Source organism: Ammoniphilus oxalaticus (assembly GCF_003609605.1).
GTDB lineage: Bacteria > Bacillota > Bacilli > Aneurinibacillales > RAOX-1 > Ammoniphilus > Ammoniphilus oxalaticus.
The window spans coordinates 35,428-56,750 of the sequence record NZ_MCHY01000009.1; the positions used below are offsets into that span (position 1 = coordinate 35,428).

Annotated in this window: 25 protein-coding genes; 7 read left to right on the forward strand and 18 right to left on the reverse strand. The window is 43.2% G+C overall.

The features are described from left to right. Nucleotide 1: 1 nt before the first annotated feature. Nucleotides 2-202, forward strand: coding sequence for a hypothetical protein (locus tag BEP19_RS11450; protein ID WP_120190055.1), 201 nt, complete (start codon nt 2-4; stop codon nt 200-202). Between the two features lie 2 nt (nt 203-204). On the opposite strand, the gene BEP19_RS17720 is transcribed toward BEP19_RS11450, so the two are convergent. Both BEP19_RS17720 and BEP19_RS11455 read right to left on the reverse strand, forming a co-directional pair. Beyond that, a complete protein-coding gene (locus BEP19_RS17720; protein ID WP_170145353.1) occupies nt 205-348 on the reverse strand; it encodes a hypothetical protein in 144 nt (47 codons plus the stop codon). Further along, the gene (locus tag BEP19_RS11455; protein WP_120190056.1) at nt 349-609 is read right to left on the reverse strand and encodes a helix-turn-helix domain-containing protein; all 261 of its coding nucleotides are present in this window, start codon (nt 607-609) and stop codon (nt 349-351) included. Between the two features lie 163 nt (nt 610-772). On the opposite strand from BEP19_RS11455, the gene BEP19_RS18170 reads away from it, so the two are divergent. From BEP19_RS18170 to BEP19_RS11470, 3 genes are all read left to right on the forward strand, one after another. Beyond that, complete coding sequence (locus BEP19_RS18170) at nt 773-1,138, forward strand: helix-turn-helix domain-containing protein (RefSeq protein ID WP_120190057.1); 366 nt, start codon at nt 773-775, stop codon at nt 1,136-1,138. Nucleotides 1,139-1,210: 72 nt separating this feature from the next. Next, complete coding sequence (locus BEP19_RS11465) at nt 1,211-1,705, forward strand: ImmA/IrrE family metallo-endopeptidase (protein WP_120190058.1); 495 nt, start codon at nt 1,211-1,213, stop codon at nt 1,703-1,705. A gap of 150 nt (nt 1,706-1,855) precedes the next feature. Further along, nucleotides 1,856-3,070, forward strand: a complete 1,215-nt coding sequence (locus BEP19_RS11470; RefSeq protein ID WP_120190059.1) for a tyrosine-type recombinase/integrase — start codon at nt 1,856-1,858, stop codon at nt 3,068-3,070. Nucleotides 3,071-3,159: 89 nt separating this feature from the next. Here BEP19_RS11470 and groL read toward each other — a convergent pair whose 3' ends face one another. From groL to BEP19_RS11505, 7 genes are all read right to left on the reverse strand, one after another. Beyond that, on the reverse strand, nt 3,160-4,797 hold the full coding sequence (gene groL / locus BEP19_RS11475) for a chaperonin GroEL (protein WP_120190060.1): 1,638 nt from the start codon (nt 4,795-4,797) through the stop codon (nt 3,160-3,162). A 59-nt stretch (nt 4,798-4,856) separates the two neighbouring features. Then, nucleotides 4,857-5,138 carry a co-chaperone GroES gene (gene groES / locus BEP19_RS11480; RefSeq protein WP_120190061.1) on the reverse strand — a complete coding sequence of 94 codons (282 nt, stop codon included), beginning with the start codon at nt 5,136-5,138 and terminating at the stop codon, nt 4,857-4,859. 239 nt (nt 5,139-5,377) lie between these two features. Further along, on the reverse strand, nt 5,378-6,151 hold the full coding sequence (gene tatC / locus BEP19_RS11485) for a twin-arginine translocase subunit TatC (RefSeq protein ID WP_120190062.1): 774 nt from the start codon (nt 6,149-6,151) through the stop codon (nt 5,378-5,380). Next, complete coding sequence (locus BEP19_RS11490; RefSeq protein WP_120190063.1) at nt 6,144-6,800, reverse strand: redox-sensing transcriptional repressor Rex; 657 nt, start codon at nt 6,798-6,800, stop codon at nt 6,144-6,146. The genes tatC and BEP19_RS11490 overlap by 8 nt, the downstream gene beginning before the upstream one ends. A 16-nt stretch (nt 6,801-6,816) precedes the next feature. Then, nucleotides 6,817-7,809, reverse strand: coding sequence for a molybdopterin-binding protein (locus tag BEP19_RS11495; RefSeq protein WP_120190064.1), 993 nt, complete (start codon nt 7,807-7,809; stop codon nt 6,817-6,819). After that, a complete protein-coding gene (locus BEP19_RS11500; RefSeq protein ID WP_120190065.1) occupies nt 7,803-8,318 on the reverse strand; it encodes a MogA/MoaB family molybdenum cofactor biosynthesis protein in 516 nt (171 codons plus the stop codon). Before BEP19_RS11500 ends, BEP19_RS11495 begins: the two co-directional genes overlap by 7 nt. A gap of 66 nt (nt 8,319-8,384) precedes the next feature. Beyond that, complete coding sequence (locus BEP19_RS11505; protein WP_120190066.1) at nt 8,385-8,957, reverse strand: 5-formyltetrahydrofolate cyclo-ligase; 573 nt, start codon at nt 8,955-8,957, stop codon at nt 8,385-8,387. 80 nt (nt 8,958-9,037) lie between these two features. Between BEP19_RS11505 and abc-f the strand changes: the two genes are divergently transcribed. Beyond that, nucleotides 9,038-10,975 (forward strand): ribosomal protection-like ABC-F family protein, encoded by a 1,938-nt coding sequence (gene abc-f / locus BEP19_RS11510; protein ID WP_120190067.1) that lies wholly within the window; start codon nt 9,038-9,040, stop codon nt 10,973-10,975. A gap of 33 nt (nt 10,976-11,008) precedes the next feature. On the opposite strand, the gene BEP19_RS11515 is transcribed toward abc-f, so the two are convergent. The 5 genes from BEP19_RS11515 to tsaE all read right to left on the reverse strand — a co-directional run bounded on the left by BEP19_RS11515 (nt 11,009) and on the right by tsaE (nt 16,161). Then, entirely contained in the window at nt 11,009-13,219 is a 2,211-nt protein-coding gene (locus BEP19_RS11515) for a hypothetical protein (RefSeq protein WP_120190068.1), read from the reverse strand. Nucleotides 13,220-13,486: 267 nt separating this feature from the next. Beyond that, the gene (gene tsaD / locus BEP19_RS11520; RefSeq protein ID WP_120190069.1) at nt 13,487-14,554 is read right to left on the reverse strand and encodes a tRNA (adenosine(37)-N6)-threonylcarbamoyltransferase complex transferase subunit TsaD; all 1,068 of its coding nucleotides are present in this window, start codon (nt 14,552-14,554) and stop codon (nt 13,487-13,489) included. Continuing rightward, nucleotides 14,508-15,002 (reverse strand): ribosomal protein S18-alanine N-acetyltransferase, encoded by a 495-nt coding sequence (gene rimI / locus BEP19_RS11525; RefSeq protein WP_120190070.1) that lies wholly within the window; start codon nt 15,000-15,002, stop codon nt 14,508-14,510. Before rimI ends, tsaD begins: the two co-directional genes overlap by 47 nt. A 2-nt stretch (nt 15,003-15,004) precedes the next feature. Then, nucleotides 15,005-15,706, reverse strand: coding sequence for a tRNA (adenosine(37)-N6)-threonylcarbamoyltransferase complex dimerization subunit type 1 TsaB (gene tsaB / locus BEP19_RS11530; RefSeq protein WP_120190071.1), 702 nt, complete (start codon nt 15,704-15,706; stop codon nt 15,005-15,007). Continuing rightward, complete coding sequence (tsaE, locus tag BEP19_RS11535) at nt 15,703-16,161, reverse strand: tRNA (adenosine(37)-N6)-threonylcarbamoyltransferase complex ATPase subunit type 1 TsaE (RefSeq protein ID WP_120190072.1); 459 nt, start codon at nt 16,159-16,161, stop codon at nt 15,703-15,705. The genes tsaB and tsaE overlap by 4 nt, the downstream gene beginning before the upstream one ends. A 153-nt stretch (nt 16,162-16,314) precedes the next feature. On the opposite strand from tsaE, the gene BEP19_RS11540 reads away from it, so the two are divergent. Together BEP19_RS11540 and cmpA are read left to right on the forward strand one after the other, a co-directional pair. Then, nucleotides 16,315-16,650, forward strand: a complete 336-nt coding sequence (locus BEP19_RS11540; RefSeq protein ID WP_120190073.1) for a hydrolase/acyltransferase — start codon at nt 16,315-16,317, stop codon at nt 16,648-16,650. A 78-nt stretch (nt 16,651-16,728) separates the two neighbouring features. Then, complete coding sequence (gene cmpA / locus BEP19_RS11545) at nt 16,729-16,857, forward strand: cortex morphogenetic protein CmpA (RefSeq protein ID WP_120190074.1); 129 nt, start codon at nt 16,729-16,731, stop codon at nt 16,855-16,857. 63 nt (nt 16,858-16,920) lie between these two features. Here cmpA and BEP19_RS11550 read toward each other — a convergent pair whose 3' ends face one another. The 4 genes from BEP19_RS11550 to alr all read right to left on the reverse strand — a co-directional run bounded on the left by BEP19_RS11550 (nt 16,921) and on the right by alr (nt 21,323). Then, complete coding sequence (locus BEP19_RS11550; protein ID WP_120190075.1) at nt 16,921-19,089, reverse strand: Tex family protein; 2,169 nt, start codon at nt 19,087-19,089, stop codon at nt 16,921-16,923. A gap of 180 nt (nt 19,090-19,269) precedes the next feature. After that, on the reverse strand, nt 19,270-19,620 hold the full coding sequence (locus BEP19_RS11555) for a type II toxin-antitoxin system PemK/MazF family toxin (RefSeq protein WP_120190076.1): 351 nt from the start codon (nt 19,618-19,620) through the stop codon (nt 19,270-19,272). 3 nt (nt 19,621-19,623) lie between these two features. Then, entirely contained in the window at nt 19,624-19,893 is a 270-nt protein-coding gene (locus BEP19_RS11560; RefSeq protein ID WP_211329354.1) for a CopG family ribbon-helix-helix protein, read from the reverse strand. Between the two features lie 269 nt (nt 19,894-20,162). Continuing rightward, nucleotides 20,163-21,323 carry an alanine racemase gene (gene alr / locus BEP19_RS11565; protein ID WP_120190078.1) on the reverse strand — a complete coding sequence of 387 codons (1,161 nt, stop codon included), beginning with the start codon at nt 21,321-21,323 and terminating at the stop codon, nt 20,163-20,165.

Genomic DNA, 21,323 nt, shown 5'->3' on the forward strand with positions numbered 1-21,323 from the left:
AATGCTAAAAAGAATAGACCCAGAAAAATTTGCTTTATCCGTTGTTAGTTCATCTTCTGCAATAAGCGACTCCCCAGAAGCTATTGCAAAAGAAAAAGTTGAAATTTACGTAGCTTCATATAAAGAAGCTGAGGATTATAACAGAACTGTTGTTAAAGCAAATCGTCTAGAAGATCACAAAAAGTTTTATGGTGAAAAGTAGGTTTAATTTTCTTTGATGTGTACGAGGATGGTCTTTGCTATAAGGTAAAGATCATCTTCGTCCCAACCTAGCTCATGAGCGAGTTTAAGCACTCTTTCAACCATCGGAAACACCTCTAACGGATGAGCAAGAAACTGCTTCGCCACCTAACTCACCTCCTTTCGGGGGTTGGATTGGTTTTCAGGAGTTGGATTGTGCGTATCGCTTAATTCATACTCAAAAAAATTTCGAATGTCCGTTTCCAAGGCTTTGGCTATTTGCTGTAAAGCCTCAACATTCGGTTGCCTTCTTCCTGTTGAAATGCCGTGATACCAAGCAACTGTTCTACCGCACTTGTTAGCGATGTGTGTCTTTGTCACACCTTTCCGAATCCTAATTTCCTCTATTTTCAGATGAACAGGTTTCATCAAGTTTCTCCTTTCTGCCCATATAAGCGTAACGCTTAATCTGCTTTTAAGTATATTTGAGCGTTACGCTTAAGTCAAGTGTTTTGTTTATATTATTTAGCTATTCGCTTAATTTATTAAACGGAACGCTTAAAAGTGTTATATTTATTTTGAGGTGCTGAATATGTCTGTGCTAGGAAAGAGATTAAAAAAAGCAAGAGAATCTAAAGGGTTGACCCAGTTAAGTGCGGCTAAAAAGTTAGGTATATCTAACGGAACACTATCGGGCTATGAAAGAAATTACAGAGACCCCGATACGGCCATATTAGATAAAATGGCTGAGTTGTATGAGGTTAACGTTGATTGGCTCCTCGGCCGCACCGACGATCCAGGCAGTGAATCTTCAGCCAAGGAAGAATTCCCTTTCGATCCAGAAGCAAATCTATTCTTTTACGAATTCGAGAAGTTGAGCGAAGAGGATAAGCAAAAAGCCATTGAACATATAAAGTTTCTGCAACATATGGCAAAGGAAGTAAACAAGAAGAAGTAAATGCCCGTCTAGTGAGGGCTTTTATTTTATAAACAAAACGAACAAACGTTCCTTTGTGTAGGAGGGTTGACTTTGAAAGTAATTTATACGCCAACACATCTAGAAGAATGGGTCTCACGTTTATATTTAAGACAACGGATCCGTGAGCCACATGATATTTGTGAGGAGTCTATATGTCGGTTTTTAGATATTTTCCTATTTTACAAAGAAGCTCCTAGTCTGGCCTTTGAAAGCGGTAGGTTTAAAAGCATAACAATTAACTCGAGACTGCCGAAAAGAAAACAGCGGGAACGCTTTTACCATGAGCTATGTCATCTACTGCGTCACGTTGGATGGCAGCTCATGTTACCTAAGGCATTCAAAGAGTTGCAGGAATATGATTCTCAAAATTTTACTCGATATGCCGCCATTCCCTTTCACATGTTAAAGTACTTTGATTTCCGAGATCCAAACATTATTCCGCTAATGGCCGATCGTTTTAAGGTCACAGAAGAATTATGCAATGAAAGACTGAGTATGATTAAAAACAGTTTAATTATGAACAACAAAATTCTAGAAAGGACGTGACTTAATATGAGCGCTATTTTCTACATAACCTTCAATCACCAAAAGGAGGGTGAGATATAAATATTGAACCTTACCCAAGGCAACGCCCCTTAATCGGGCTTTTCTTTCACCCTGAATTAGAACATACATTCCTATAAGGAGTTGATATTCATGTTTTGCGAAAAAATCACACTGAAATCAGGTCAAACAAGATGGGTTTGTGTCGCGGATGGTCCTCCCGATTCAGCGACCGGTAGAAGAAATCAAATCCGACGACGTGGAAAAACAAGAAGAGAAGCGATGAATAAAGTAAACGAGGTCATCAGGGGGTTTGAAATAGATGGAATCGATCAAAGAGTTGGAAAGAATATATCTTTCGATTCCCTCGCGGCAGAGTGGATTTCGACCTATGCCTTAACAGGAGTAAAGCGAAATACTGTGCGAATTCGAGAAAAAGAGATCAATATTTTGAATCGACATATTGCGAACATGCCCATTTCGGATATATCCCACTCCATGTATCAAAGGCTGGTCAATGAATTATCCGCCCAGTATGCTAGAACGACTGTCCAGGGGGTAAATACGACGGCTGGAATGATCTTTAAATATGCGGTGAGAGACAAGTTGGTTAAGGACGATCCAACCGCAGGCGTCATTGTTCCGAGGAAAAAGAGAACGGTTGAGGAGATCGAATCTGATCCCATTGAAGAAAGGTATCTAGACACGAATGAATTAAACGACTTTTTAGATGTTGTTTTAAAGCATGGTCTGGATTTAGACATTGAGCGTTTCTATCTCTTAGCCTTTACAGGAATGCGCTCTGGTGAATTGTGCGCGCTTAAATGGTCAGACGTTGATTTTGAGAAGAATACAATCAGGATTACAAAGACGATTTATAACGAAAGCAATAATATGAGGGAGTATGAATTGACGCCGCCTAAGACGGAGGGCTCTATTCGCCAAATTGAATTAGAAGAGGAGATCATGCAACTGCTTAAGTCGCACCGCAGGCGCCGATTAAAAATAAAATTAAGCTTTCAACATGAGTTAGAGGAATACCATGATGAGGATTTTGTTTTTTGCAGACCGAACGGTTACCCATTCATTCAAAAGAACATCGGCGATCGAATGCGCCGACTATTGGCATACACAAACATTAAAAAGAATGCTACTCCGCATATTTTTAGGCACTCGCACATCAGCATGATGGCAGAAGCTGAAATTGATTTAGCGACAATCATGGAGCGAGTCGGTCATGACGATCCGCAAACGACTTTAAGAATCTATACGCATGTTACCAAGAAAATGAAAGAGGATGCTTCCCATAAGATTTCCACCTTATACGAAAGCACCCTCAAAAACATTGATTTTAGACAGTCACAATAAATAATGTTATCTTTCTGTGACTTTTATTGAAATTCACCTTTAAAAAGGTGGGTTAAACCCTTGATACTACTGGGTTTTTGTGGCGGTCACTACATCATGCCGCCCATTCCACCCATACCGCCCATTGCGCCCATATCAGGCATTCCAGATCCATTTTCCTCTGGCTTATCTGCAATTACGGCTTCGGTAGTTAATAGCATAGCTGCAACTGAAGCTGCGTTTTGTAAAGCGGAACGAGTTACTTTTGCAGGGTCAACGATTCCCGCTTCAATCATGTTCACCCACTTGCCTGTAGCCGCGTCAAAACCAACGCCAATTTCTTCTTTCTTTAAGTGCTCAACAATAACAGATCCTTCTAAACCTGCGTTGTTGGAAATGATGCGAACTGGCTCTTCAAGGGCGCGAAGCACGATGCTAACGCCCGTTGCCTCATCCCCTTCAGCTTCAACAGCTTCAACAGCCTTAATTACGTTAATCAGAGCTGTTCCACCGCCGGAAACGATTCCTTCTTCAACTGCGGCGCGTGTAGCGTTCAAAGCATCTTCAATACGAAGCTTTTTCTCTTTCAATTCTGTTTCAGTAGCTGCTCCAACTTTAATGACAGCAACTCCGCCAGCTAGTTTCGCTAAGCGCTCTTGCAGCTTTTCTTTATCGAATTCTGAAGTCGTATTTTCCATTTCAGCGCGAATCTGGCTAACACGCGATTCAATATTCGCAGTCTCGCCAGCGCCTTCTACGATCGTTGTGTTCTCTTTGGACACAACGACTCGGCTCGCTGTTCCAAGATGTTGCAATGTAGCTCCCTTTAGATCAAGTCCAAGATCCTCTGTGATCAATTGACCGCCAGTTAATATAGCAATATCTTCAAGCATTGCCTTACGACGGTCGCCAAAGCCAGGAGCTTTAACAGCTACCGCATTGAACGTGCCGCGAAGTTTGTTTACAACAAGTGTAGCTAATGCTTCGCCTTCAAGATCTTCTGCGATAATTAAAATCGGCTTACCTTGCTGAACAACTTTCTCAAGCACAGGCAGAATTTCTTGAATATTTGTAATCTTCTTATCTGTGATTAAAATGTACGGGTCCTCTAGAACCGCTTCCATTTTATCTGTATCTGTAATCATGTATGGTGATACATAGCCTCGGTCAAACTCCATTCCCTCTACTACGTCTAATTCGGTATTGAAGCCTCTTGATTCCTCAACAGTGATCACACCTTCTCTGCCTACCTTTTCCATCGCTTCCGCGATTAATTGACCGATTTCATCATCGGCAGCAGAGATTGCCGCAACTTGAGCGACAGATTCTTTTGTTTCTACTGTTTTAGAGATCTTTTGAATTTCTTCAACGGCAGCTCGCACCGCTTTTTCAATCCCGCGACGAATAACCATTGGGTTCGCCCCAGATGTTACGTTTTTCAGTCCTTCGCGGATCATTGCTTGCGCCAATACTGTCGCAGTTGTTGTTCCATCACCTGCTACATCATTTGTTTTAGTCGCAACTTCCTTAACTAACTGAGCTCCCATATTTTCAAAAGCGTCTTCTAATTCAATTTCTTTCGCAATGGTTACACCGTCATTCGTGATTAGAGGGGAACCAAACTTCTTTTCAAGTACAACGTTACGTCCTTTTGGTCCAAGAGTTACTTTTACAGCATCCGCAAGCGTATCCACACCACGCAGCATGGAGCGACGCGCGTCTTCACTAAACAAAATATCTTTCGCCATGAAAAAAACTCCTCCTTCTATATGTAATGATTTTTTGATTTTTCGATCGTCGTTCTATATTATTGAATAATAGCCAGAATATCGCTTTCACGCATAATTAGTAGTTCTTTGTCTCCGAACTCAACTTCTGTGCCAGCATATTTTGAGAAAATTACCTTATCGCCTTCTTTTACTTCAAGCGCAACGCGCTCCCCGTTTTCAATGATGCCAGGGCCAACGGCTACAACCCGACCTTCTTGAGGCTTTTCCTTAGCTGTGTCTGGTAATACAATGCCACTTGCAGTAGTTTCTTCTTGAGCGATAGCTTCGATAACTACGCGATCACCTAATGGTCTTAACACTTTGAAACACCCTCCTTAAAAGACTTACGGTTTTGTTAGCACTCTGATATCGTGAGTGCTAATACAATTATTATATTAGTCATTTTTCCCAAACTTTGCAAGCCCTTTTTGCTTTTTTATTAAAAAAACTTGCTAAGTTGAAAAAATATCCCTTTCCATCCTATCCTTTTTATTTTATTTCATACCCCATACCTAAATTAAACAACAGAAAGAACCCGACACAGTTTATCGGGTTCTTGTTAGTCGTCATCCGTTCGAATCGTTGCGAACTCTTCTTCATATCGCGCTTGTCTCGCAAGCTGTTTTCGATAGATTCGTTTAGAAAGAATAATACTAATCTCATAAAGAATGATGATTGGAATCGTAACGACAATATTAGATATAAAATCAGGCGGTGTGATCATTGCCGCAACAATCACGGATAGCAACATGGCGTACTTACGAAATTTAATCAATAGCGGCGGATTGACAACGCGAATCGATGTTAAGAACAAGATGATGATCGGCAGCTCAAACAATAGACTAATCGGTAAGATTAGATTAAACAGAAATTGAAAGTATTGCGTTAGTCCATATGTTTCGCTCGCCCCCAACATTTGGGAAAAACCGGATAAAAACCCAATAATCAATGGAAAAAGGAAATAATATCCGAATAATAATCCAATAATGAGTAATAGAAAAGAAAAGGGAATATACGCCGCGATTGCCTTCCGCTCTTCCTCCATCAAGCCTGGGGATACAAATCTCCAAATATGGTATAGGATTAGCGGCAACGTGAACGCTAAGGCAATCACAAACGCCACTTGCATATAAATACGCAACGCATCCGACAGACCAAACACATACCAGTCCTCAATATTTACGGCAATCGGATCATTTTTGATATGTTCTACTACCGGACCCGCGACAAGAAAGCCAAATATAAGGGCAACGACAAAGCCGCTAATGATCCAGATCAAGCGTTTTCGTAACTCGGAAAGATGCTCTACGACGGACATTTGATTATCATTCATCTTCGTCTACAATCCCCGCGTTCGTATTTTTCATAAAGTAAATCAGCGATTGAAGTTCGATGCTTAAATCAATGTGATGAATAACAACTTCCTCAGGAACTTGCAGGCGAGTAGGCGTAAAATTAAGGACTCCTTTAATGCCTGATCTGACTAACTGATTGGTTACCCCCTGAGCCGCATGAACAGGAACAGCGAGAACAGCGACGAGCACATCTTCCTTTTTAATGATACCCTCCATACGATCTAACGAGTAAATTGGAACCCCGTTTATTTCCTGCCCAATCTTCGTCGGATCGGTCTCAAACGCGGCGACAATCAACGCGTTATTTTTAAGAAAATCATATTGAATCAACGCGGTCCCAAGATTCCCAACCCCTATTAGCACAACATGGGTCATTTCATCTTGTTTTAAAAACTCCCGCAAAAATTGGATGAGATATTGCACATCATAGCCGTACCCCTTTTTTCCAAGAGCGCCTAAATACGAAAGATCTCGACGAATCGTAGCTGGATCAATGTTTAAGGACCGACTAATCTCCGCTGACGAGATTCTACGCACACCTAGCGAGGCTAGCCGATCCAAATATCGGTAATACACAGGAAGTCTTCTTGCAGTCACCTTTGGAATCTGTTGGCCCACTTTATTCACCCCCTTGAACCTGTCATCAGGTATGAAACCCTCCGTATCCAATGGAGATAATATCAGACTCCGTTATTTTCTCTCCGACCAATACTCTGGGCAGAAAGACATCAAACGACGTGAATGAATCATGAATAACACAGCCTGGCAGTCCTAGAATCGGAATTTCTCCTAAATAAGCAACGAGCAACATCGAGCCGGGCAGCATCGGTATACCATACCGAACGATATCCGCGCCAACAGCCTTGATCGCTCCTGGGGTGCGATCGTCTGGGTCTACTGACATCCCCCCCGTTACGAGGATCAAATCCGCCTTTTCTTGCTCAACAAAATAACGAATTTCCGCTTGAATCGCGTCTAGTTCATCGTCAGCAAATCGTTGTCCCAAAACTTTCGAGCCGAATGCTTTCAACTTGTCTTTTAGAACGGGACCAAATCGGTCCTCAATCCGTCCTGTAAATACTTCGCTGCCGGTCGTTACGATTCCAACCTTTTTCTTTTGAAAAGGCTTCACCTCGATCGCCGGTAAAGATTGAAGTTGTTCGACTCGTTTGACCTTCTCTTCCTCAATAATCAGTGGAATCGGTCGAATCCCCGCTAACGATTGATCAGCTTGAACGACTCGGTCAGACAATAACGTGGATACAGAGATCCCTTCAATCTGGTTCGCTTGTTCAACAGCCGTTGGGTCCACCTTCAATAGACCGTGGATGGCGGATTTTAAAGTCATCTTCCCTTCAACGGGACCTGTCAAATACACATGCTCCCCCGCAAATGCGCGGGCCATTCGTTCCGCCGCTTCGTTTTCATGCAGAAAACCTTGCGGAGTATCCATAATGTAAATATGGCGCTTACCGATGTCGAGCAGCAGTGGAATGTCCTCCTCTGTGATGACATGCCCCGCTTGAAAGACCCGCCCCTTAAAAGCGCCTGGAACAATCTGTGTCAGGTCATGTCCCAATTTCATTCCAATCGCATCTTCAACCCGAACTTCTTTCAAGTACGTCGGTTTCACCACGTTTCCTCCCTAGTAATTGAGCCCTCTCCAACCTTTCCTTGAATGATGTTAAGGGCATGAGGGATTTGATCTACAATTGCTGTAAAGCACTCCTCAACCCCCTTTGGGTTCCCAGGGAAGTTAATAACCAGCGTGTTGCCGCGTGTGCCCGAAACGGCGCGCGTTAACATCGCTCGTCTTGAGTTCTCTAGTGAAGCGCGTCTCATCTCCTCCGCTAAACCAGGCACCGTTCGATCGATGATAGATTCCGTTGCTTCGGGCGTAACGTCTTCAGGACTTAATCCTGTGCCGCCGACGGTAATCAGCAGTTCCACTTTCTCTCTATCGATCAATTCAATAAACGCCTCTTTTAGGTGTTCAATATCGTCTGGCACTACACGATGCAAACAGATTTCACTATCAAGCTCTCTTTTTAACAGTTCAACTAATTTAGCTACGCTATCATTCTCTCTTTCACCGCGATAAATAGAGTTACTTGAGGTAATGACGCCGATTTTATACGTAGACATAGTATCCTCCTTCGTTAGTACCAAGAATCACTTATATTGTACATGATTTCACAACTGATTTCTTGCTCATTTTTTACAAATAATTGTTTCCTGTTCGGTAATAATTAAATCAACCCGAAAATCATGTTCTTCCATCGGCGCTTCCTCCATCAATTGTTCCGAAAAACAAGGCGCAAGCAAAGGTGGACGCGGATCTAACTTTGCTAGAAACCGATCATAAAAACCGCCGCCATACCCGATTCTTCCTCCCTTACGATCAAAACCGACACCCGGCATGACGATGAGATCGATTTCACTCGGGTCAACCTGTTTTGAACGCAGCGGATCAGGTTCTAAAATACCGTAAACGCCAGGTTGGAGTTGGTCCCATCGTTCAAAATAGTAAAGTGTCATCTGTTTATTTTTCATATCGGCAAGTGGAATAGCGACCTGTTTCCCATCCGCTAACGCCTGTTCTAGCAAAGAACGTAGATCTATCTCATGGTCAAACGGTACAAAGCTAAATAACAGCTTAGATTTCTGATAGAGAGTATTACGCAAGATCTGTTCAACAATCAACGATGACTTCGCTTGTCGAACGTCAGCTGGCATTTCCCCGCGTCTTGTTAAAATTTGTTTTCTTATTTCCTTCTTTATCAAGAAGAAACCCCCTTTCCTCTTCTACTTTTATGAATGGAATATGATAAACTAGAATGGTAATCTGACTTGAGGTGACAACCATGATTTTATTACAAACGGTTAACGTTTCCAAATCGTTTGGAGCGGATCCGATTCTTTCAGATATTAGTTTACAAATCCAAACGGGAGATCGGATCGGCCTCGTCGGTGTGAATGGAGCCGGAAAATCCACACTACTTAAAATAATAACAGGGCAAATGTTACCCGATCAAGGCGAAGTCCGGAAATCGCGGGATATTCAACTCATATACTTAGCCCAGGATAGCGGCCTTGAATCTGACAAAACGATCTGGGATGAAATGATCTCGGTTTTTGCGGCGCTCCAAGAGAAAGAAAGAGAATTACGCGAGATTGAAGCGAGTATGGGGCAAAAAATGTCCGAACAAGACCATGAGCGGCTTTTGCAACAGTACGCCATTTTATCGGAGGAGTTCTCCGATGCGGGCGGCTACCAATATGAGGCGAATATTCGCGGCGTGTTACACGGTCTCCGTTTTTATGAAGACGATTACGGCGCCCAAATCTCTTCCCTCAGCGGCGGACAAAAGACACGTTTAGCTTTATGCAAGTTGTTGCTTACCCAACCAGAAGTGCTCGTCCTGGATGAACCGACAAACTACCTTGACATTGAAACGCTAACCTGGATGGAACGATATCTGCATCATTATTCCGGGGCTGTTTTAGTCGTCTCGCATGATCGCTACTTCCTAGACGCGCTTGTCACAATGATCTATGAGATCGAACGAACCCAATGTCAACGCTTTGTCGGCAATTACACAAAGTATTTAGAACAAAAGGCCGAGCAAATTCAACGACAAATGGCCACATTTGAAAAGCAACAAGCGGAAATTAACCGGATGGAGGATTTTATCGCCCGAAACATCGCGCGCGCCTCAACAACTGGACGGGCTCAGAGTCGCAGAAGAATGCTAGATAAGATCGATCGAGTCGAACGACCTATTTCCGCGGAGAGAAGGGTTCATTTTACGTTTGATATTGATCGCGTCAGCGGCAACGAGGTGCTCAAGATAAATAATCTTTCCATTGGATATCCGTTGAACACATTAAGTTCAGGGCTTTCCTTTGATATCAATCGCGGTGAACGCGTCGCATTATTAGGTCCGAATGGGATCGGTAAATCAACGCTTCTTAAAACAATCATCGGCGAGCTGTCGCCGCTCAAAGGCGATTTCCAACTCGGTTCGAACGTTTCAATCGGTTATTATGATCAGGAGCAACAGGAGCTTGATTCCGATAAAACGGTTCTTCATGAGTTGTGGGATGAATATCGTCAACTTACTGAACAGGAAATACGAACGGTGCTTGGTAACTTCTTGTTTAGCGGTGACGATGTTTTAAAGAAAGTTTCTGCCCTTAGCGGCGGAGAAAAAGCGCGGATCAGCCTTGCTAAACTGATGCTGCAAAATTCCAACTTTCTGATCCTAGATGAGCCTACTAACCACCTGGACATTTACAGTAAAGAGGTGCTTGAAAACGCGTTAGAGGACTACCCCGGAACGATTTTATTCGTTTCTCACGATCGTTATTTTTTGAATCGAATGGCGACCAGAGTGATCGAATTATCTGCGAGCGGTTCCGCTAGTTATCTTGGTAACTATGATTACTATGTAGAGAAGAAACAAGAGTTAGATGAGTTAGGAAAACTTCCAGCGCCGAAAGAGAAAGCCCCTACCGCAGCCGAACAAGATTCAGATAAAAAGGCTACCGATAAAGAAGCTTTTTTTGCGGATAAAGAACAACAACGTATTGAAAGACAACGTAAACGAAAAATTGAAGAAGTGGAGCGCCAAATTGATTTGTTAGAATCCAAGATTAGTGACTTTGAACTTGAACTTTGTAAACCTGAAGTATTTGAAGATCCTTTAAGAGCTCTTGAAATTAATGAACAATTAGAATCCAAACAACAACAAGTAGAAGAGCTGATGTTTAAATGGGAACAACTTCAAGAAGAAAACTGAATTTAAATTGAGCCTATTCGCGCAAAAATAGGCTCAATCATTTGTTAAACGGTCGTCATGCGGTTTGAATCCTTCTTGTAAGCCAAGAAAGAGCATCGGCGCAATCATATAAATAATCGTTGTAGCTGCCGCCACAATTCCCGAATCATTGACAAGCAACGCCGTAACCGCTCCGATCGCGATACCAAAAAAGCCGCGAATGACATAAGGGCGCTGCTGCGCAAAAATGTGAATCATCCCGAATGGGCGGTAGCAAATAAATCCGAGCAAAAGAATCGAAGTAATAAATACTTTGCTCCATGCGGAAACGCCGATCAACTTCCAATTCATTTCCAATTTCCGTTGAATAATATTTTTAATCTCTAGTAAATCCCCTTGCATTAACTTTGTCATCGCCCTTCCAATATGTGACTGCGTCTGATCATCCCCGACTACATTCGCCATGAACATAACACCGATCGAAATCACAACCGCGCAGACTCCCCAAAAAAAGTAACGACGGTTTAAACGCACATCAAACAAACGGAAGAAGGAAGCGCTGTACGCGGTCATCGCCGTAATCGCTCCACCCGCATTTGTGCCCCACCGAGGCAACGCGAAAAATAAAAGATACAGCCCGAAAACAAACACTGAGATCTGCTTTACCCACTTTTCTCTCCATTTTGTCAATTCTAACAACATCGCTAGGCTAAGGATCGAACTCCCAATCACAACTCCCATATACTCGTTTCCAATTCCATAAAATCGAGCCCCGATTACAGAATCATAGCCTAAATACGATCGTTTCATTAGCATCGAATCAAATAACAGACCATCTATTAAAATAGGAAGCCAATTAACTACACTCACGATTAGAAAAATCCATGGAAAAGAAAGTCGAATTACGGCCGCAGCTAATCCCATCCCAAGCGTTAACAAAAATAAAACAGTCCAACGCACGCTAAATAGGAACGGAAATAGCGGAAGGATCAAAAACAAAAATGGCGATAACGTAATTAAAAGCAGCAAAAACCGAATGAGCGCATTTCCCGTCCGATAGAAAACATGATTCGGCTTACTAAAATACCAGAAAGCTGTTGCCAATATTAAAATGACAATTTGAAAAGTGACGTAGCCTGTCAAAACATCGGAGCGGGTGGCATAAATATGCTTGATCGATGTCCAATCCTTCCAAAAGTCAGCTTGACCCGCAATTGTTGTTATCGGTCGCCCCATCATTTGCTGTGGAACGGGTAGTTCAAGCCAAGATAAGATAGTCGGGGCAATATCAACATTGGTCACAATATTCGGTTGTCTTGTCGTCGACGAACTTAATATGCCCTGTTCTTGATTCGGATTCATTTGAACAAACGGCGCCATCATCGAACGGCTTTGCTCCGCATCTGGTGAAACCATTGGCGCTAACAATAAAATCATTTGCGATTCAGTCTGTTGCTCAACAAGCGTTTTCATGAACCGATTCAGCTCGGTAAGCGCCATCAATTTAGTCGTTTGAAATTGCTGAGCATCCATCATTTCCTTTGCAGAAGAAAGTCGATACAAATCGCCCAATTCAACCGTAAGTAAAGAACTCTGTTTATCTTCCTCTATTTTCTTCAGTAGATAATCATAGTCTGTCACTACTCCATACACACGATCGGGTGCTTCACGGTTCGTATTTAGAGATATATCGCCTCCATTCAACAATCCGCGTTGATCCATTGCAATTAAAGGGGCAAACCTTATCTTCTTCTCTCCGACATCCGAATTTCCGTAAGCAGCTGCCTGTAACCCATGTTGACGAAGCGTCTCCCCTAGCAACCCCGCGCTCATCGTATAACCCGAGCTACGATTACTCTCTAAGATGGATTGAATACCCGGAACGACAATTCCTTCTTGAGTGACCTCATGCCCAGTCAATTGTCGATACCAATCTTTTGCGGATGTCGCATGCAGTTCATCGCTTGTCATATACGATTCCACAGCGTTATTCGGACCGATCGCCCGAACACCGCTGCCAATCGTTATCGCGTTATTCACACCATTAATTTTCCCAGCCGTTCGAAGATTCATCGCCCCAATGGTTCCCTTATTCAACCAGTTAGCATCGGGCAAACCCTCTATTTGTCGAATATCCTCTAAAGAAAGGTGGTTGGCAAGAACAAGGATGACTCTTTTTGTCCGATCCATCGCGCTCGTCTCGATTGGAATAGACAAAATCAAGCAACAAAACACCATTATTGTGGATAACCAATTCCTATTCATTCAGTTATTACACCTCCTCCACAGTGTCCACATAGTTATACACAGTATAATCCGTGATATAACTGAGTTTCCCCATATTATCCACAGTTTCGACAATGTTCGCGCCCATTTTTATACACGGACTCGAAAGTCAACAAACGTTGTTAAATTCAATAACAACAGAGTTATTAACATTATCCACAATCACCTATGGATAACTTGTCCACGGGAACGTACGATCGAAATTATGTAATAAAAAAGACAACTATTAATATAGTTGCCTCTTTATTACAGGGATAAACCCGGAGTTCCATTCAAATCAAGATCAGAGAAGTCCCCTTGTTGATATTGAATTGTTCCCGCCGCCGCAATCATTGCCGCATTGTCTGTGCATAACTTCAAAGGAGGAACAACGAGCTCTACACCTTCCTGAGCGCTCCGTTCTATCAAAGCTTGTCGTAAAGCCGAATTCGCTGCTACACCACCGGCTAATAATAGTTGACTAACCCCATATTCACTTACCGCTCGAAATGTTTTTTCAACCAATACTTCTACAACAGACGCTTGAAAACTAGCGGCAACATTTTCCGCAGCTAATTGTTCGCCTCGTTGATCTGCATTATGCAACGCATTTAACACGGCAGATTTTAAACCGCTAAAACTAAAATCATAGGAATTCGCCTCTAACCAAGCGCGTGGGAAAGGAATATTCGCCGTTCCTTGATGCGCTAATCGATCGATCTGCGGTCCGCCGGGATAAGGCAAATTCAACGAGCGAGCCACCTTATCATACGCCTCACCCGCCGCGTCATCTCTCGTTTGTCCGAGTATCTCAAAGGAACCGTGCTCTCGCATATAGATCAATTCCGTATGTCCTCCCGAAACAACAAGCGAAATCAACGGGAAACGCATCTCTTTTATTAATCGATTTGCATAGATGTGCCCCGCAATGTGATGAACTCCAATCAAAGGGATTCCTCTTGCAAATGCAATCGCTTTAGCCGCTGAAACCCCAACGAGTAACGCTCCGACAAGACCAGGTCCACGCGTTACCGCAATGGCGGAAATGTCATCTAGTGTTAGCTTTGCTTCATCTAAAGCTTCTTGGACAATATAAGTGATACTTTCCACATGCCTCCTTGAAGCAACTTCTGGCACGACCCCTCCGAATCGTTTATGTATCTCTACTTGAGAAGAAACGATATTCGACAAGATCACAGTTCCGTCCTTAACAATCGCCGCTGATGTTTCATCGCAGCTCGTCTCGATCCCTAAAATGTAACATGGCTTGTTCTGATCCCGCGCTTGCCTATACGTATCTAGAGTTTTCTTCTTCCAGTTGCTGTTCTGCTTCATCTCTAAAATTCACCCACATGATTAGGGCATCTTCGCCATTATCCGAATAATACCGAGGACGAATCCCTGTTTTATTAAATCCAAACTTCTCATATAAACGCTGAGCAACGATATTTGTGACCCGGACTTCTAGCGTCATCGCGCTTGCCCCATGTTTCACAGCGTAAAGAATCATCGACATCAACAGTTTTTCTCCCCATCTTTGCCCGCGATAAGGGGCAGCAATGGCAATATTAGTTATTTGCGCTTCATCAATAACGATCCACATTCCGCCATAACCGATTACATTGCCATCAGATTCTAAAACAAGGTAATGCGCGAAATCATTTTCCGTGATCTCATGCAACAAAGCTCCTATTGACCAAGGATCCGGAAATGCCTCCTGTTGAATATCATGAATCACTTCAAGGTCTTCACGTCTCATCGGACGTATTGAGTAGTTATCCATGTTTATGTTTCCTTAGCCTGTTGAGCAGCCAGCCACTTTGCTTCAGCCTCGGCCAATTGCAAGTAACGCGGGGCAAATAGATTCGGATCCGATAATTCTCCCTGTTGAATTTTTCGACTGCCCTCTCTTGCAATATAGCTTGCCCGCGGAACATTCCAGTCAGGCGGACCAAATCTAGCTTGATTCCCTAATTTTTCCGATATAACAGATTGGTGCATCGATACATCATCACCTAAAAACAAAACAGGCTTCTGCAATGCGGCAAGCTGATCCGCCCAAGATTCCATCATTGTAATCTGATCATTCTCGCTACGTTCCCCATTTTCAAACAGGGCTGTATACACCTGACCGCGCCGCGCGTCAAACAAGGGGCAAACATATCCTGAAAAATAATTACCGTTACCAGCCAACGCTTCAAGACTTGAAACCCCCACTAAGGGGATTCCGAGCGACCAGGCCATTGATTTAGCCGTTGTGACACCAATCCGAACGCCTGTATAAGAACCAGGTCCTTGCGCAATGGCAATTCCGTCCAAGGCGGATGGTTCAACGTCCAACTCATCCAACAATAAGGAAATCGCGGGCATCAATCGAATCGAGTGGTTCTTTTTCAGATTGGTCGTATACTCCCCTAACAATTGCTGATTATTGATTACAGCCAAACTCATCACTAGATTTGAAGTATCTATGCCAAGTATCTTCATTCCAACAACTCCTTGCGTAGTTGTTCAAAACGCTCTCCATGCGGGTAAATTATAATTTCTCTTTCGTCCCCCGTTAGACGTTTCAACTCAATTTCCAAACGTTGTTCAGGCAACGCCGCTTGAATTCGACTGGCCCATTCCACGACTGTAACGCCTTCTCCATAAAAATATTCCTCAAACCCTAACTCTTCAAACTCATCCTCAATTCGATAAACATCCATATGATAAAGCGGCATCCGCCCTGCGTATTCTTTTACAATCGTGAAGGTAGGACTGTTTACTACACCCGACACACCTAAGCCCTTAGCAAACCCTTGTGTGAATGTTGTTTTACCCGCCCCTAAATCCCCTTCCAATGTAATTACATCTCTAGCTTGGACTCGCTCCGCCAATCGCCGCGCCCATTGCTTGGTTTCTTCCGCAGAACGAGTAGTAACCTTATATTCTCGCTTCAAGTTAGACACTCCTTATGCTTGACCGATGCTTGCGTTCCTAATATATTATAACTTTGACCATTCCCTGCCGCAATTAAACGATGTAGAACTTGAAAAGAAACGGACGATTTATTACACTTTACAATATGATAAGAAATAGATGGAGGAAAAATTATGCGATATTGCCTGCTTCAAGGAGAAAATGGCCTTCAATTTATAGCTATTCCAAAAGATCACATGTATCAACTCGTTGCTCTCATTCACCGCTTACATAAAGAGATTGACAAACTTACGGCAAAAGAAAAGCCAACGTTACCGATTGTCCTCGCGGAATGTAGTGAACTCGAGATCCTTTCGCCTCATTGCGAAATTATTTCGGGCTTAGACTATATTAATGAACTGGAGAAAAGTTTTAATGATGTGCAAGAAACCGAGTACCCGCTTATTTCACTACTAACAGAAATTCGCGCTTTCCAAGCGCAATTAGAATATTTAGCAGAAGAAGTCTAAAATCAGTTCACCCTCGCCCATTGTTTGAATATCCTAGAAAGAAGGATGTGATGAATTCGGTAGAGGGGGGACTATATCATGCCGGGGTGGTTACGCAGACAATTAATGCGGGCCTTTCAGGGTAAAGATCATCGACAAATCAGATTGCTCAATGATTGTTGGTTCGGTTACAAACAAAAAAACAACCAAAAGTCAATCAGCGTCTAGCTCTCACATAAACGACATACAAAACAAAGGTGGGTCCCCCATAAAAGGGACCCACATTTCTCATTATGCGCCCGCTTCATGCGGCTCAATCATCGTCAAGCCAACACGCATTTTCTTTACATCTACCTCCGAAACCCACACCGTCACAATCTGTCCGACTGATACGACATCCAGTGGGTGTTTCACATAGCTTGAACTTAACTTCGATATGTGGACAAGTCCATCATTTTTTAAGCCAACATCGACAAAAGCGCCGAAATCAACAACGTTTCTAATCGTACCCTGCAACTCCATACCCAGCTTTAAATCCTCGATCGTCAATACGTCTTTCATTAGTAAGGGTTTTGACAGTTCATCCCGCGGATCACGCCCAGGTCTAAGCAAGCTGTCGATAATATCCCGCAATGTCGGTTCACCAATCTCCAATTGTTCAGCCATCGAAACTAATTCTACTTTTTGTAATTTTTCTTTGCTTTCCGGCTGATTTATCGCCCGCGGCTCAATTTGCAATCGTTGCAGCAATTCCTCCACTTTTTCATACGATTCAGGATGGATCGGCGTCTTATCCAACGGGTTATCCCCCTCCATAATCCGTAAAAAACCGACACACTGTTCAAACGTTTTAGCCCCTAAACGAGGCACCTTTTTTAATTGTGTTCTTGAGGAGAATTTACCAGCCTCTTCCCTTAGCTTCACGATATTATTTGCCACTTGGCGACTGACTCCCGACACATGCTGCAAAAGTGACGGAGATGCGGTGTTCACATCGACACCGACATAGTTTACCGCGGACTCTACTACAAACTGTAGACTTTCAGTGAGTCGTGTTTGACTGACATCATGTTGATATTGCCCAACCCCGATTGACTTTGGATCGATTTTAACCAATTCAGCTAATGGATCCTGCAATCTCCTTGCAATAGAAACCGCGCTCCGTTCCGCGACGTCTAAATCTGGAAATTCTTCTCCCGCTAACTTTGAAGCAGAATAAACGCTGGCGCCTGCTTCATTGACAATAATGTAGGAAACATCTCGATCGATATCCCTTAACATCGCAGCTGTAAATTCTTCTGTTTCCCTTGACGCCGTACCATTACCGATCGCGATGATATCAATTTGATATGAATCAATAACATCAATTAACACACGCTTCGCTTCTTCCACCCGATTATGCGGCGGAGTCGGATAAACGACGCCAACTTGATGCAGTTTTCCTGTCTCATCCACAACCGCAAACTTACAGCCTGTCCGATAAGCGGGATCAAGTCCCAGAACCATACTCCCTTTGATCGGCGCTTGTAATAATAGTTGACGTAAATTCTCTGAGAAAATATGGATCGCTTGTTCTTCCGCTATCTGCGTTAATTCATTGCGCGCTTCCCGTTCCACAGCTGGAGCAATTAAACGCTTATAACTATCTTCTAGAGCCGCGCTCAAATAAGGCCGCGCCGCAGTAGGAGCGGGGATATACCTTTTTTCTAAGAATTCCATAATAGATTCCACGTCAACTTCAAGTCTAACCCGTAAGATTCCTTCCTTTTCGCCTCGATTGATCGCCAATGTTCGATGCGGCACAATGCGCTTAATCGGTTCGGCGTATTCATAGTACATTTCAAACACATTTTTTTCGGCTTCTTCATCGTTTTTCTTTTCCGCTTGCAGCGTACCTCGTTCAAATGTAAAACGTCGAATCCATTTACGTGTATCAGGATCATCTGAAACGACTTCGGCAATAATATCCATTGCGCCCTGCAACGCATCTTCCGCTGTCATCACTTGTTTTTCCTCGTTTATATATTCGTTCGCTACCGTAGCTGGATCTTCTTTAACGGGTAAACTCATAATAAAAGCGGCTAACGGCTCCAAGCCTTTTTCCTTCGCCATGGTCGCTCTTGTTCTTCTCTTTTGACGAAATGGTCGATACAGGTCTTCTACTTCTTGCAACTTCACGGCCTGAGCAATCTGACATTCAAGCTCGTCCGTCAATTTTTCTTGCTCAGCGATCAGTCGAATGACTTCCGTCTTTCTCTCTTCAAGATTGCGGAGATACGTCAATCGTTCTTGAATCAAACGAATTTGGTTTTCATCCAACGCGCCTGTCGCTTCCTTCCGATATCGGGCGATAAACGGAACTGTATTGCCCGCATCCAGTAGCTCGACCACACTAATTACATGTTGATTCGCGATACCAGCCTCTTTTGAAATAACGCCGATCATCTGATTTATATCCATACGCATCTTCTCCTCTATTTGTTTCATGAGAACAGATTTAGTTGTTGCTTCCGCAGTACCTAAGTTACTCCTCATAGTTTAACATAATCTGTAAACATTAGCCTGATCCGAACAAACAGGGCGAAAAAAAAAGCCCACCATTTAGGGAGCTCCTTCTCGTTTACCTTAAACCACCGTTTTTTAAAAATCAATAAGACCGAGACTAATCTGAAGCGCTTCATTGACCTTTTCCATCATTTCATCATCAAGATGGGTAATCTTATCCGTCAATCGTTGTTTATCAATCGTTCTAATCTGCTCAAGAAGAATCACAGAATCTCTATCGAATCCGTATACCTTGGCATCAATCTCGACGTGAGTAGGGAGCTTCGCCTTCTGGATCTGAGCTGTTATGGCTGCGACGATGACCGTCGGACTGAACCGGTTTCCTATATCATTCTGAATGATGAGAACTGGACGAACACCGCCTTGCTCTGAGCCGACGACAGGAGACAGGTCCGCAAAATAGACATCGCCACGCTTAACAATCACAAGTTACACCCCGCTTACTAAGCGGCATAAGGTATGGTCAGCCTCCTCTTCTGCTTGAAAAGCCTCCGACGCTATGTTGAGATTAATGTTGGCCATCTCCATGTATCCTTTCTGCATGGTTTCACGAATCTGGCTCTTCTTCCGCTCTCTAAGATAGAGTTTCATCGCTTGTCTAATAAATTCACTTCGATCTGATTGTTCTCTTTCCACTAGACCATCCACCTCTTCCAGAAGATGGTGAGGCAAACTAATCATAATACGCTTGGTATCCATCCTAGACAAGACAAACGCACCTCCAACGACACTTAACGACTCATAATCTGCATAAAAACACATACTAACTTAGTACCATTATGTCGAATTGCATGAAAAATTATACTGTAAGATCAAGATCTTACAGAACCCATTCCATCTCTAGATGTCTGCATATTCTGTTATTATAGTCGTTTCTTTACCTATTTTGTAGAATACTAATCCATCGACACGTACACCATTCAATTGTACCATTATACCTATTCAAACGACAAGGATATACGACAAATTCATAGCAAATAATTTTTTGTAAATAGTTCGGAGCCATTCCTCTTGTACACTCTAGGAACGCGCCTACTAATCATACAAGTTACTTCATAATTAATTGTTTGCAGTAATTCAGCTACATCGTCAACCGTAATGATCGCATTTCCTTGCCGCCCAATCAAGACAACTTCGTCTCCAACGAAACACGTTGATAGGTTGGAAACATCGAGCATGCACTGGTCCATGCAAATTCTCCCAACAACCGACACCTTCTGGCCCCCGACCAAAGCTTTGCCGCGATTAGATAACGCGCGTGAATAGCCATCGGCATAGCCAATCGGTATAGAGGCAATTTTTGCTTTACTTGTTGTTTGATAGGTTGCCCCATAACTAATAAATGTTCCCTTGGAGACGTCCTTCACATAAGAGATCTTTGACTTTAAAGCAAAGGCTGCTGTCAATTCGATTCCCTGCCCACGCGCTTGAGGGGACGGGTATTGTCCATATAAGCTTATTCCCAATCTAACCATGTTATAACCCCAGCTTGGAAACATAATACCGGCGGCGCTATTGTTGCAATGGATAATAGGAATCGAACGCAGTGAGTTTTGAATCACTCTCATAAAGGTATGATGCTGAGCTTCGGAATATGACGAATCTACTTCATCCGCGCAAGAAAAATGAGTGAACGCCCCTTCGAGCACAATCAAGGGACATTTATCAACAGCCGAAATAAGGGCCCGAAACTCCGCTTCCGACCTTACTCCTATCCTACCCATTCCCGAATCCACTTTCAAGTGGATTTTTACAGGAATACGAAGACGTCGCGTCAGTTCATCCAACGCAGCGATCACATCTAAGTCAAATACGGTTAATGTGATGTTGCGCAACGCCGCGATCTCCAAAAAGGGCGGAGCAGTATAGCCCATCACAAGAATCGGAGCGTCAATCCCCGCAGCTCGCAATTCAAGAGCTTCATCAAGCGTAGCCACACCCAAATATTGAACGCCGGCGGCCAAAGCTTCCTCGGCAACTGGAATCGCGCCATGACCATAGCCATCCGCTTTTACAACAGCCATTAACTTCGTTTGTTCTGGCAGATGTTTTCGGAAAGCGTTCACATTAGCGGAAATCGCATCTAAATCTACTTCAACCCAAGTATGGCGATAAAAATCCTCTCCCAT